Source organism: Aminobacter sp. AP02 (genome assembly GCF_003148805.1).
Taxonomy (GTDB): Bacteria; Pseudomonadota; Alphaproteobacteria; order Rhizobiales; family Rhizobiaceae; genus Aminobacter.
In genome coordinates this window covers 16960-30742 of sequence record NZ_QGGX01000033.1, presented here as the reverse complement: position 1 = coordinate 30742, position 13783 = coordinate 16960, and the positions used below count along the sequence as shown (strand labels likewise).

Sequence of the window (13783 nt, the reverse complement as noted above, 5' to 3'; positions counted from 1 at the left end):
GGACGGATCAGAAAGAGCAGGTTCATAACCGCACCTTAGCGGCCGCCCTCCCATGCGCAAAACCGCTTGACTGGGACGGCCTCGTTACCGAAGTCCGAGAGATTGCCGGTGGCGATTGGGACATCACGACCGAGCCCAAGCGTATTGTGCTGATCGACCCAGGCGTAGTAGCTGGATTCGGCGCTTCCCTTGCCGTCAATGCCAGCAAAGTTAGGTCCTGGGAATGGGTAGAGCGTCCATCCTTCCGGACAGAGTGCTCCTTTTTCAGCACCGGGTCCATTTAGCGGTCCCTTACATTTGCTTCGATCAAAGCTAGCAAACTGGCCACCTGACAGACCAGCCCAGAACACGCCGCGGCTATCGATATCGCCGCCACGGATTCCAATGCCTTCGGCAGGGACGCGATAAATCTCGGTCAGAGCCGTCCTCGGCGGACTTGCACCTGGATCGACGCGCATGACGTAGCCAGAAGTGCTCGAGCCCCATACGGTGCCATCCGCGGGATTGGGAGCGATGCTGTAGAACGGAGCTTTGACCCTTGTGTCCTTTGTGGGATCGATCGGCTTTCCCGGCTCGTTGTAGCCTTCGTCACGCTTGCCGTCGCCATTGGTGTCGACGATCAATGCCGTCCATCCCTGTGACCCGGCTTGATCGCCTGTGTCGAACAGTTTTCGCGTGTTGACCCAGCCCACAACGTCGCCGCCACCGCTGGTCCACAGCGTGTTGTCAGCGTCGAAACCGAACTGAAGATGGTGAGTGCCGAAGCAGGTGTCGATCAGCATCCATTTCTTTGCCTTGGGATCATACATCGAAAGCTGTCGCCCCGACGCTTCGATTGGGAACAGCTTCGCAGAAACCAGGTCCGAACCCTTGCGGCAGAAGGCTGCGGTCTGATCGGCGCGAATTCGATGCGTGAACCAAACCCGTCCCTGTTCGTCGAACATCGGGTTATGGATGATTGTCCTGCTGTCCCAGATTGCCTCTTCGCCCCAATAGGGCGACGAGGCAATGACCGGATCCTCGTCTTGCGTGTTCGGCGTATCCTCGCCGAGGATCGGTGCGCGCACCGAACTTGTGACGTGCTTGACCGGATCGAGGATGGGAACGTTGTCGGTGCTCTTTTCGGGTGAACCATAAAGTGGACCGTAGGCATTCACGGTCGGATTGCGTTTGTCTGTCGCAATCTCATCATGCAGATAGCTCGTTGGGCTAGCCCAATCCCACTGTGTGACAATGACATTTCTTTCCGCCCCCGTCGGCCGCGGCGGCGTTACGAACGGCAATTCGCCGGCTCCAACGCGATCAGTCCACTCGCCAAAATTGGCCAGTGCCGTGGGCATGTCCAAGAGCGAGATGCCGTTTATCATGTCCGTGCCGGCCTGGCCCGATTGGATGCGGCGCTCCCAAGCCTCAGCCGAAGTCTTGAAGGTGCCGAGGACCGACGGGATGGTCCGTGTGGCTTCATCGCCAAGTTGGTGACAGGTAATGCACCTGTTGGTCTTCACCAGGTTGAGCCATTGATCCTGGCTCTTGACTTCCCCGATCGGAAATTGGCCCTTTTCAGGGATCTTCAGCATCGAATACCAGTAAAGCGCAGGATAGTAGTGCGCTGCCGCAGCCTTGTCCGGTGCATTGACCGCTTCTAGCTCAACGATCTTGCCGGGCCCAGATTTGAGTTTTGGCGAGTCGACCAGACCATAGCCACGCACCCAGACATCATAAGTTGCCGGAGGAAGATCGGGCACCACGAAGCGACCCTGTTCGTCTGTAACCACGATCTTGATAAACCTCGTGGGCAAATCCCTGGTTTCGGCGATCACCCATACCCCTGCTTCCGGTCCTTTCGCACCGGTTACAACTCCACCGATATCATCCATGTCTATGGTGACTTGCTCGGCGGTTGCCACGGCTGGCCATGCTACCAGCGACGAGGCAATACTGAGAGCCGCCGTGCTAATTCGCAGGGCTTTGTCGATCCTCTTTGTTGATTCCAGTGTCATCGGCCGTCTCCACTGCTGTCGGTATGGAAGCTCTGCGCCTTACGCACAGAGGGGCTCGTCCGTCGCGTGTGCGGCACACGCGACGAGCACGAACGAATTTCGGGCGGACTTAACTTGCTGTAGGATCTGTCGGCGCGCGCTCCAATCACGGTCGCCGACAAATCGTCAGGTTAGCTCTTGTCTTCGAGCGCTATTGCGTCTCGCGCCAGCGACATGTCGGTTGCCGTGTCGAATGGAACAATCTTTTGTTGAACGCCCAGAGAGGCGTTCAACTCTTGCATCCAGCGGACGCTTTCCTCAGGCATGACGAGATCGATCGGCATCAGCTTGTTTTGACGAAGCAGATTCCACTGGTTCAGCCCTTCAGAGCTCTGATCCTTCCCCATCGCCTCCGACCGTGCCTTGATCCATGCATCCTGGGAATCGCCCTCCTGCACAAAGCGGTAGAGCCTGCGATAGGCAGCCAGCGTTCTCACAAGAACGTCGCGGCGATCCGCTACGACGCTGCCGCTGGCATATGAGGCCTGTCCGATGAATTCCGGCAAAGCCTTGTAAACTTCGGCGACAACGTGGACCTTGTATTTTTCCTGTTCGAACATGAATTGCGGTTCGCCAGGCCCTGCGTCGACAATGCCAGCCGAAACTGCGCGGAAGATATCGGCATTGCCGCCGATGTTGACGAACTTCACGTTTTTCTCGTCGATGCCTTCCTTGCGAAGCATGGCGACGACATACGTGTGGACCATTGCCCCGAGCGAACCAATGCCGATTGTGCGACCTTCAAGGTCCTTTATCGACTTGATTTCTGGATTGCCGCTGTAGATCACCGACATGACAGCGTTGGAAGCCGTCGCCAGTATCTTTAGCTTACCGCCCTTTTCGATGGCAGGCAGCACCTGCGGGAAGCCAGATCCCATGCAGACGTCGACCTCTCCGCTCAATAGCGCGCCGATGATTTTCGACCCATCAGCTACCGGCACGTATTTGGCCTCAAGGCCAAATTGCTCGAGATAGCCTTGATTGATCATTAGCTTCGTCAGCGTCTGGGCATAGATGCCGCTAACTGTGGCGATAGAGACGGTGTCTTTGCCTTGAGCCAGTGCGCCTGAGGGCAGCAGTCGACCTCCAATTGCAAGAGCGCCGAGCCCCCCTGCAAATCGCGTAAAATCGCGACGCCTCATGTTCTTCAGGTTCATGTCATGCTCCTCCCTTTCTTCTCGCCACCATTCTTTCGTGGCAGCCAGTTGTTGTTGTCGCTGGGCTTATTCCTCGGTGTAGCGCCAGGGGGCCAGTCGCTGTTCGACCCACTTCACCAGGCTCGATGTCACCACGCCGATGAAACTCAGCAGGATGATGGGCACGAACATGCTCGCGGTGTCGTACTGGTTGCCGTATTTGACAATCAGAGCGCCTAGTCCGGTCATCGCAGTGAAGAATTCCGCCACGACCAGGCCGATGATTGCGCGACCAATGCCGAGCCGGATTCCGGTCATCATGTAGGGCATCGCAGATGGCAGGATGATCTTGCGGAAGATCTGGTCTTCTCTCGCTGCGAACGCATTTCCGACATCAATGAGCTGTGCGGGCACGTTTCGGACACCGGAGATCGTATTGATGAGAATCGGAAACACCGCGAGCAACGAGACAATGAATATCTTCGCGGTGTCTCCTAAGCCGAACCACAAGATGACAAGCGGCAGGATGGCCACCTTGGGCGTTGCATAGAGTGCGTTGACGATCCAGTCGGTCGCGGCCTCGACGGAGCGATATCGGCCGATAAGCAGACCGAGGGCCAGACCTATTACGACAGCAAATCCAAACGAAACGACCAGCGACCGCAAGCTGCTTTGCAAGGCAGTGAAAAGCTCGCCATTCTGCACCAGTCGAACACCTGCGTGCGCAATGGCTGTTGGATAGGACATGAACAGGGGGTCCACCTGCCGCCCCAGTATTTCCCAAGCGCCGAACGTGAAAACGATCGAACAGATGCGAATGATCCAGAGCCTGCTTCTCGATGAATCCGGAGGAATGAGGTCCTCGACGTCGGCAGGGTTGGATATATCGAGAGATGCAGAGGCACTGACGTTTCTTATTTCGGTAATCGACATGGTTGAACCTTTCCGATGATCATGCCGCCAGCGGCACGGGTTTGCGGATCAGGTTCCACATCTCCGCGCGGATCTCCTGGAATCTTGGATCGCCGCGCAGCTCAGGTAGCTCGGGCCTGATGCCCGTGAACGGGACATCAATGATTTTCTTGACGCGTCCTGGCTTGGCGCCGAGCACGAAGACACGATTACTGAGGTAGATCGCCTCGTCGAGATCGTGCGTCACGAAGATGATCGTCTTGCCAGTTTCCCGCTGGATGCGTAGCAGCTCACCTTGCAGTTCCTCGCGCGTCTGGGCGTCGAGAGCACTGAACGGTTCATCCATCAGCAAGATCGACGGATCGATGGCCAATGCGCGAGCAAGCCCGATGCGTTGCTGCATGCCCCCCGACAACTGATGTGGGAACTGCTCTCCGGACGTTTCGAGGCCGACCAGCCTGAGCAGTTTCTGGGCCTGGTCGCGTCGGCTTGCTGCCGGTACGCCCTGCAGTTCCAAGCCGAACTCGACATTTGCGCGTGCAGAGCGCCAGGGAAGCAGGCTCGCCTGCTGGAAAACGAAGCCCCGGTCCGGTCCTGGTTTCGTGACCGTTTGCCCGTCCACTTTGACCGCGCCCGCATCGAGCCGGATAAGCCCTTGAATGATGCGGAGCAAGGTTGTCTTGCCGCACCCGCTCTCGCCGATCAGGGAGACAATCTCCCCCTCCCGCACGTCGAATGAAACGTGCCTCAGAACAGCAAGGAAGGTGTCCTCGGAGTTTTGTCCTCCTCGAATGCGAAAGGTCTTGGACACGTCCTCGACCGAAAGCTTTATTTTCGCTCCCATCAATCTGCCTCCTCCGTTGAGCTGTTGGATAGGTGTAAGCAGCGTGCAGCTAGTTCAGCCTGACGCATTCGACCCAGTTAGGGCCTTCTCCCATCGAGTATTCTGCGACCCGCTGCAGACCCCCGGTCCCGGAGTCAATTCTGAACGAAACCAGCGTGTTGTCGGCATCTCCCGCCACAAGAAGGTAGCGTCCAAACGGGTCGACGTTGAACCCGCGCGGCTCCTTGGGCATGGGGAAGTGATCGGTCAGCCTCATCAGGCCAGACGTCGGATCGACTGCAAAGACGGCCATGGTCAGAGAGCCGCGAACGGAAACGTAGAGCCATCTGCCGTCTGGAGTGAAATGAAGATCCGCTCCAGCCGCGGAAATTCCGAGCCGTCCTCGCTCTATCGGCGTGTAGCCTTCAGGCTTGGCATCGGCGACCTGAAGTTCGTGCAGATTGCCTTTGGCGATGTCGTAGCGGAAGACGTAGACGGATGCGTCATACTCGTTGACCAGATAGAGAAACCGGTTGTTTGGATGAAAAACGAAATGCCGCGGCCCACGCTTGCGCTCTATCAGGACAGGCGGCAACGGAGCAGGATCGATTGCCCCTGTGACGGCATCGAATTTGTAACCAAGGATAGAATCTCCATCGCAACTCGTGCCGAACACAAACCGGTTGGATGGGTCGGGAAGTGTCGCGTGCAGTTTCGGGGCGGTGCGGATCATGTCGTAAGGCGATTGGACGACCCCTTGGTCGCCAATGGCGCTGACACTGAGTGCGCCTGTTCGGTGGTCGTAGTTGTTGGGATTGTTTGCGCAGAACAAGAATTTGCCAGTCTTGTCCGTCGACAGATAAACCGTGCTGTTGAAGGAAGGGGTGCTCGAAAGATGAGTCAGCTTCCCGCTGCGCGCCTCGATGGCGAAACTCTCGATTGACCAATTTGGGTTGTTGCGTAGCGCTGCGTAAAGGAACCGGCGATCAGGACTAACAGCCATCGGCATGACTTTGCCGCCAACGCCCAGATCCTGAATCCTCGTGAGTTCGCCGCTGTCGGATGCCAGGCGCAGCACCGAGATCTGTTCGCTGCCGTGCTGCGAGACGTAAACATAGGTTCCACTCTCAGACATCATTTTCTTCGCTTCTTTGCTTCGCTCGCAGGACCAGGCCCCGTGCTTGCTCAGGCTGAGCGAAGCGACGATCGGTACATTCGGCAGTTGCCTGGTGGTGAGTGGGAACTGGGGACATCATTCGTCCGCCAACGTTGGGAAGAGTGTTTGTGCAGTCTGGGCGAATATCCAGTGCTGTTCGTTCTGCGACAGGCAGGACAGTGCTCCCTTTGCCTCGTCGACAATCTCTTTCAGCGTCCCTTCGGAAGCGGGGTAGTTCGAGCCCCAGGCGATCCGTTGTGCGCCGAATTCCTGGACTAGGCGCGGAAAGAAGGTCTCAGGTGTTCCCTTGCCCTTCCGCGCATCCCGGACACTGTTGGTGATGATCTTCATATGAACGTTGTGGTATCGGGCGAGGCAGAACGTGTGCTCCGAGCCGTAATATGGCGGCCCTTCCTGATAATTCGGCCTAAGCAGGTTATCGATCAGGATCCTGGCCTGCGGGTATCGCCTGATCATAGTTAGCAGTTGCGAGAGCCCTTCGGGACGAAGCTGGACCGTGATCGTGATCCCAAGCTCAACAGCTGCGTCCCACGCAGGAAAAGTGATCGGGTCGGACAACAGCCCGGACTGTTCCGCGAATGTCGATCCCCCAGTATAGACGCGAATGCCTGTTAGACCGCGGCCAACCCAATGGCGCACCTTCGCCGCTGCGTCCGGCGCTGTCATGTCGACGGAGAAGACGCCGGTAAAGCGCGACGGATTGGCTTCGACGGTGTCGGCCACGTAAGAGTTGTCGAAGCCGTAGGTCGTGGACGAATGGACGATGCAAGCCTTGTCGATGGCTGCACTGTTCATGCCGGCGACGACTTCCTCAAAGGCCTTCGATCGGGTTGACGACCAGTCCGACCGCTTTCCGTGAAGCGGCGCCAGCGGGTAGCGCTGTGTATCGCTCGAGACGATATGCGGGTGGATGTCGATCAGCGTGCTCGGCATGCTATACCTGTCTCTGTCACGGGGAGTCTCTTTCGGCCGCGGATTTCCCCGGCCGATGACGTGATCGTCGTCCGATAGCCAGCTTCCAACGTTGTTAAGTCAGCAGAGGACTCAGCCGAGTTGTTTCAGTGCGTCTTGGGCGATGGACATGTCGGCAAACTGCTCGAAAGGCAGCATGTCCTTCTGGACCCCGACTTCGACATTAAGTTTCTGGATGAAGTCGAAGCGTGAAGGCTCAAGAACTAGATCTGCAGCAAGCATTCCAGGGGCGTTGAAGAACTTCCATTGCGCCTGGGCTTCACGGGGATTGTCCTTACCCGTGACTATGGCACGTGCCTTGATCCAAGGCTCCTCGGACTGTGGCGAGCTGATGAAACGGAACAGCTTGGCGTGCGCTGCAAGCGCTTTGACGAGATCGTCGCGCTTTTCGGCTATCGCCTGATCTGATGCCACCATTGCCTGATTGGTGTATTCCGGCAGCTCGTTCCAGAGAGCTCCATCCGAAAGGGAATGAACTCCGTACTTTTCCTGCTCGAAGTAGACGTCAGCGGTTCCAAAGCCAGCATCGACGGTGCCGGCGACGACAGCTTTGAAGACATCTGAGATCGCGCCAATATTGACGAACTTTACATTCGTCGCGTCGACCCCCTTCTTTCTGAGCAGGGCGATGGAGAGGGCGTGCAGCTGAGCACCAACCGGACCGATGGCAACCGTCTTGCCGACGAGATCGGCCGAAGAGCGAATATCGGGACTCTTTGCGAAGAGAGCGGTCTGGGGCCTGAGATAGACACCAGCGAGAACCTTCAGTTTCGCGCCCTTGGCCACCGCGGGAAAGACACCACTGAAACCGCTTCCCGTCGAAAGATCAGAAGCACCACTGACAAGTGAAGCAATGATTTTGGTCCCATCGGAAACTGTCGTTTTCGATGTCTCCAGGCCAAACTCTTCGTAATATCTCCCAGCCTTCATCAATTCGTCGAAGATCGGCGACACATTGCCATAGAGGCTCACCGTGTTCAGTGAAGCCGCCGCGCGACCGAATGTTGGCAATCCAAACATCCCCGTTTGCAGCGCTACCCCGCCAACACCGAACATTGCGGTCCGGTGCAGCAATTGCCGGCGGTCAAGTCTTAGTTCTCGCATCGCAGTTTCCTCCCTGACGATGATATCCAATGTTTTCTTCTTTATTGGATGCAAATTAGGATACATTGTGCGGAGCTAGGTGGCCACCGAAGAGTCCCCGAATCCCGCGCCAGATCGCCGAATTCACTGTTTAGTATTCCTGAAAAATGCCGCGGCTCTTGCCGAGGCTCAGGCAGATGCTTCCTCGAAGAAGCTCGTTTCGACAAACGAGACGAAAGCCCGCACTTTTGCCGACAAGTTGCGCCGGTTTTGGCAGACTATGTAAAGCCCGCGCTCGATGGTTTCCCAGTCCTGCAGCAATTGCACGAGCTCCCCAGACGCTATGTGATGGCGCACCAGTATGTCGGGCACGTAAATTACGCCGGCGCCGCGTCTGGCCACATTGATCAGGGCGTTGCCATTGTTCAGCTGCATGGGGCCATTGGGGAGGAACTCACAGGTTTCGTCTCCCTTGCGGAAGGACCATTTGCGAGGCTTCGAGGTTTTGGGTGAGAAGAATCCCAGGCAGGCCATGTCGAGCAAATCGTTAGGATGCAGAGGCTTTGCATAGCCGGAGAGAAAGGAAGGGGAGGCGCAGGCGACTTGGCGGGTCGTTGCGATCTTGCGGGCGATGAGGGAAGACGAAACGAGATCTCCCAGCTGTAGAGCGACGTCGATGCCCGCATCAATAAGGCTGCTGGGATCGGCGGTGAGAATGATCGAGGTCCGCACATCAGGGTGGAGTTCTGCAAACTCCATGATCTTCGGTAGGATATGTGTGTGGCCGATTTCTGAAGGCAATTCGATCCTGAGTTCGCCCGAGGCAGCCTTGGCCGACTCGGCGATCTCGAGATCTAGCCGATCGAGTTCTTGCAGGAGTTCGTGGCATCGTTCTGCATATGCCTCACCCTCCGACGTAAGTCTCACCTGTCGCGTCGTCCGGTTCAACAGCCGTACGCCGAGATGACCCTCCAGGTTCTTTACCGATTGAGTAACGGTAGCTTTTGACACGCGCAGCCGCTTGGCGGCCTTCGAAAAGTTGGCGCCATCAATGACTGCCAGAAAATGACGCATCGCCACTAGACGATCCAATGTCTCCTCCCGGACTCCCTGGGCGGTCGCTGCGATATGCCGCTGGATCCTCCACGCAGTGTTCTAGCGCACATACGGGCGTCACCTTTGCATTGAGGTAACGCCCTTACGTTCATTGCGGCGTCGTCAGGACAGGCAAACAAGCTCGATCCAGTTTGGGTCTTCCATCGACGAAAACGAGGCGACCTTGTTCAATTCGCCAGTGCTCGGCTCGATCGCGTAGGTGACCGCGGTGTTGGTCATCAGTCCGTTGACAACCAGGAACCGTCCGAAGGGATCGATGTTGAAGCCTCGCGGCTCCTTGTCGACAGGAGTATGGCCAATCACGCTGACCAGGCCAGTTGCCGGATCGATCTTCAGCCCGGCCATGGTGCAGCTGCCGCGGACGGCCGCATACAGGAACTTCCCATTGGGCGTTATGTGCAGGTCACCAGCGCGGACGTTCTCGCCTGGTTTGATGTCCGGATGCCGAACGAAGGCAACCTGAATCTCTGACATGGCGCCATCGCGCGGATCGAACGAGTAGACATACACCGCGCCGTCATATTCGTTGAGGGTGTAGACGTACCGGTTGTTGGGATGAAACACGTAGTGGCGCGGCCCGGTTTCGGGGCGCATGACCAGCGTGGAAAGAATGTTGGGGTCGAGCATCCCAGTCGCTTCGTTGAAACCGAAGCGAACGACGACATCTGCGTCACAGGCAGGGGCCAGGACAAAACGGTTGGAGCTGTCGGCCCGGATGGCGTGGGTCTTGGGTGGGGTGCGAATAATCTGGTGCGGCGGCTGCAAGAAGCCATCGTTGATCACGCTGACAGTTACGAAGCCCGTGCGGCGATTGCGATCCGGCGGATTGTGAGCGGCAAGCAGAAAACGGCCAGTCCTGTCGGTCGATAGGAAAGGGGAGCTTTCCACCGTGGGCGTTTCACTTAGCAAGGTCAGTGTGCCGTCGTCCCGATTGATTGCGAAGCTACGGATCGAGTAGGGGGCGGTGCGGTTCGACGCAAACAAGTATCTGCGGTCGGGGCTGACGCAGAGGGCCGTAAAACGGCCGGCACGGACGCCCTCCGGGACATCGGAGTCATTGATGGCTACCTCTTGAATCTGCGTGAATTCGCCTTTTGGCGACATGGCCAAAACGGACAGCTTCCTCGAACCGTGAGCGAGATAGCCGTAGACACGACCGACAGGCATGGGAGTCTCCTTTTGTTGATCTGAGAAAGGAACGCCCGAGGGCAACCCTTCTTTTCTTCCATTTCTGTTTCTGTTGACTATTTGGGCTCGACGCCCAGTGCCGTCGCACCTGCCACGCGACCGGAGACAAACGCCTCGCCGTAGTTCATGCCCCCAGGATAGAGGCTGCCGAAGATCGAACCCAATTCGCCTGCGCCAAATAGGCCGGGGATGGGAACTCCCCAGGGGTCGAGAATTTCGCCTTTCGCGGAGCGGCGCGGGCCGCCTTGCGTGTTGTAGACGGTCGGCCAAACCGCAATGCCATAGAACGGTCCGTTTTCAATCGGGTTAGCGTCCATTCGGGAGCGCCCGAAAGCGTCCTTGTCGGTTTCGATGCCCCTGTTGTAGTCGTCGATGGTGGTGACGAGCGACTGGGCATCGAGACCGAGTTTGCTGGCAAGGCCGGCAAGCGAGCTCGACGTGGAAATCCATCCACTTTCGACTGGCATGGAGTTATCGTCCGACCAACCACTGTCGAGATTGAAGCCGGCATCGGTCGTCGTGATGGGCCCAGCGAGCCGCGTCGCCTCATCGAAGATGACGTAGCTGGGAATGCGCCGCCAAATCGCGTCATGATGGTCGCGGTCCTCGAGGAGCATACCACCGGAATGCCCGGCAAGCCGCGATTCATCGCAGAAGCGTTGCGCACCTCGATCGACAAGTATGAAGCCACGCTCGCGAACCTTAAGAGCAAAGGTGGCATCAAAACCGGGAACGAGCATGCCCATCGACAGCACAATGCCATTCATGTGCCAAAGCGAAGCGCCGACAGCCTGCGCCATGAGGATGCCTTCGCCGGTGTTTCGGTGTGGAGGCGCAGCCGATGGAATTGCTGCGCCGATCCATTCACGCAACATGTCCTTGTTCCAGGCGAACCCGCCGCTCGCGAGCACAACTCCCTGCCGGGCGGTTGCCCGAATTTCCTTGCCGCCTTGTTCCGCAACGATGCCGGTTATGCGGCCGGAGAGATGATCGCACATGAGGCGCTTGACGTAGGTGTTTGTAAGGACCTCAACGCGTCGTCGCTCGATATTGTCCGAAAGCATAGTCCATGCGGCCTTGCCGCGCGAAAGTCCTTTGTTCTGGGCCTTGGGCCAGCGGTACCTGAGGCCGATCCCGTCCGCACCGACAACGCCAGGGAACATCGTGCCTGGTGTGGCGCCGGGATAGGGTGGGCCGGGTTGGCGCGGTGCACCCAGCATTTCGCTTGGATCCGTGCGGATAACGCCTCCGCATCGCTCGATCCAGATCGGCAGGTCAACAAGTCCCCGGACGTGGGCCTCTATTGAGCCCCTGTCAGTTGTGCCGTCAGTCAGAGCATCGAGGTGAGCGATCATCTTGTTGGCGTCGCCGACACTGCGAATGTTGCCGCCAGCCATCTTTGTCGTGCCACCGCCTTCGCCAAATTTCTCGACGATCAATACGCTTGCGCCGGCGTCACTTGCTTCAATGGCAGCAGCCGCCCCCGCACCGCCGTAGCCGACGATTATGACGTCGAAGATGTTGGTCTGATCGCCATGGCTTGTCATGCTTCATACCCTACGCGCGAACTCAATGTAGCCCTTGTGACCGTCTCTGAAACCGTCAAACAAGTGTGAGCTGAAGTGCAGGGCTGCAAAGCCTTGGCAAGGCGCATCGCAGTGCCTTCGCCGGCTCCAGGCGAATGCAGTTCTTTTTGCATGTGTTCTCCCAATTCGACCTGCGACACAGCCCTCTTGGGCGTCATGTCAGCGCCTCCGGTGAATTGCATCCTATTTTTCACACTATTTTGCTCTCGTCAACCCGGCGAAAGCGCACTCCAATGGCTGGAACTATCTATCTGATATTGCATGAGTTTTTTGCTTTCTGCAGTCGATCGACGAAGCAGTAAACCAGCCAAAAATGCAAATAGGATACAAATTGGCATGCAAAATTTTATTGCAGAGAGCGGAATCTTTGCTACGATGAGTTTCATGGACGGAACTGAGAACCCGCAGAAGAGCGGGCGCGCTTGTCGGGAGGAGCCGATCCGCGTGGAGGCCTTTCTGTTCGCTTCATCAAACTGGTTCAGGAGGACAGTCGATGACCACGCGTACCAAAGACAATGGAAGCAAGCCGCTGACAAAAATGCGCATTGCGTTGCTGGCTGCAACGGCGATGGTGGTATTGGGCGGCAACGCCCAAGCTGCGAGTGCCTATGACACAACCGATCCCGAGTACATCGCTCGCGCAAACGATCTGGTTGCTCAGGGTAAGATCACAAAGGAATGCCTTCCGAGTTCGGCAACGGCGCCCAATTCGGAATACAAGCCAATCCCGGAGCCGACGCCCGAGTTGATCGCAGCCGCGTCAAATGAAGGGCAGCTTATCCTCAACGCTGCCATTTCCGACAAACGGTCAATTTCGGCCATCCAGGCTGCGTTTGAACTTCGCTACCCGAAGGTCAAGCTGCAGACCGCAACAGGCAACAGTGCATCGCTGGAGGAACGCTTCCTGGCCGATCATGCCGCCGGCAATCAACAGGCTGATGCTGCCATCACGACGAAGATCCAGTGGATCGAGAAGGCTTTCAAGGAGCAGGCATTGCTGCCGCTCGACGAGACGATACCAGGCATTTTCGATACGTGGCCTGGCGGTTCGTGGAAATGGGAGACGAAGTCGGGTTCCGCTGCAACCCCCATCAATCGGCCGCTCGGCATCGCCTACAACAGCGATCTCGTCAAAGGCGATCTAATCCCCAAACAATTCAAGGATCTGGCGCGGCCAGAATTCAAAGGGCAGCTTCTAGCTGTCGACCCCGAAGCCTCGGTCACGTTCGCCCGCGTCTGGAAGCACATCATGGACTCGGTCGGTGAGGACACGATGAAGGCCATCGGCAACAATATGATCAAGGATCCGCTCTATTCAGATATCCAGCCGGCATCCCAGGTGCTGGGAGCCGGCGGCGCGATGGTAATCATGGAGTTGGGTGCGAACGTTGCCGCTTCGATGCAGGCCAGCGGTGCTCCAGTTGTCGGCGTGATGCCTGACACAGCAACCGGCACGCAGTACGCTTTCGGCGTCGCAACGAAGGCCCCGCATCCGAACGCAGCCAAGTTGTTTGCCTATTGGTTCCATTCGGCTGAAGGGCAGTGGGTCTCGAGTTGCGCAGCTTATGCCGGCACCCTTGCCTATCCGGAAAACGGTACCAAGAAATTCGTACCCATCGAAAAGGTTTCGGCCGAGGACATCGCCAAGATCAAACAATTGCTCGGCCTGTAGAGGCCAGCGGAAAAGCCGCAGCTGGAACCTGAGCCGAACCTTAGTGGTTCGGTTCCTGCAGCTAGCGGCATCGGATTCA

At 57.5% G+C, this 13783-nt stretch carries 11 protein-coding genes; 1 reads left to right on the top strand and 10 read right to left on the bottom strand.

Annotated elements, in window-relative coordinates; genetic code table 11:
• Nucleotides 1-35: 35 nt before the first annotated feature.
• The 10 genes from C8K44_RS25520 to C8K44_RS25475 form a co-directional block, all read right to left on the bottom strand.
• Nucleotides 36-2000, bottom strand: a complete 1965-nt coding sequence (locus C8K44_RS25520; RefSeq protein ID WP_146204008.1) for a carboxypeptidase-like regulatory domain-containing protein — start codon at nt 1998-2000, stop codon at nt 36-38.
• Between the two features lie 170 nt (nt 2001-2170).
• On the bottom strand, nt 2171-3196 hold the full coding sequence (locus C8K44_RS25515; RefSeq protein WP_109578572.1) for an ABC transporter substrate-binding protein: 1026 nt from the start codon (nt 3194-3196) through the stop codon (nt 2171-2173).
• 66 nt (nt 3197-3262) lie between these two features.
• Nucleotides 3263-4108 carry an ABC transporter permease gene (locus C8K44_RS25510; RefSeq protein ID WP_109578571.1) on the bottom strand — a complete coding sequence of 282 codons (846 nt, stop codon included), beginning with the start codon at nt 4106-4108 and terminating at the stop codon, nt 3263-3265.
• Nucleotides 4109-4127: 19 nt separating this feature from the next.
• Nucleotides 4128-4931: an ABC transporter ATP-binding protein gene (locus C8K44_RS25505; protein ID WP_109578570.1), complete on the bottom strand. Its 804-nt coding sequence runs from the start codon at nt 4929-4931 to the stop codon at nt 4128-4130.
• A 49-nt stretch (nt 4932-4980) separates the two neighbouring features.
• Nucleotides 4981-6048 carry a lactonase family protein gene (locus tag C8K44_RS25500; RefSeq protein WP_109578569.1) on the bottom strand — a complete coding sequence of 356 codons (1068 nt, stop codon included), beginning with the start codon at nt 6046-6048 and terminating at the stop codon, nt 4981-4983.
• A 114-nt stretch (nt 6049-6162) separates the two neighbouring features.
• Complete coding sequence (locus C8K44_RS25495) at nt 6163-7020, bottom strand: amidohydrolase family protein (protein ID WP_109578568.1); 858 nt, start codon at nt 7018-7020, stop codon at nt 6163-6165.
• Between the two features lie 111 nt (nt 7021-7131).
• The gene (locus tag C8K44_RS25490) at nt 7132-8193 is read right to left on the bottom strand and encodes an ABC transporter substrate-binding protein (RefSeq protein ID WP_158282794.1); all 1062 of its coding nucleotides are present in this window, start codon (nt 8191-8193) and stop codon (nt 7132-7134) included.
• Nucleotides 8194-8331: 138 nt separating this feature from the next.
• Nucleotides 8332-9234, bottom strand: coding sequence for a LysR family transcriptional regulator (locus C8K44_RS25485; RefSeq protein WP_146204007.1), 903 nt, complete (start codon nt 9232-9234; stop codon nt 8332-8334).
• Between the two features lie 126 nt (nt 9235-9360).
• Nucleotides 9361-10425 carry a beta-propeller fold lactonase family protein gene (locus C8K44_RS25480; RefSeq protein WP_109578565.1) on the bottom strand — a complete coding sequence of 355 codons (1065 nt, stop codon included), beginning with the start codon at nt 10423-10425 and terminating at the stop codon, nt 9361-9363.
• Nucleotides 10426-10502: 77 nt separating this feature from the next.
• Nucleotides 10503-11993, bottom strand: a complete 1491-nt coding sequence (locus C8K44_RS25475) for an FAD-dependent oxidoreductase (RefSeq protein ID WP_109578564.1) — start codon at nt 11991-11993, stop codon at nt 10503-10505.
• A gap of 532 nt (nt 11994-12525) precedes the next feature.
• Between C8K44_RS25475 and C8K44_RS25470 the strand changes: the two genes are divergently transcribed.
• Entirely contained in the window at nt 12526-13704 is a 1179-nt protein-coding gene (locus tag C8K44_RS25470) for an extracellular solute-binding protein (protein WP_109578563.1), read from the top strand.
• The last annotated feature ends 79 nt before the right edge of the window (nt 13705-13783 follow it).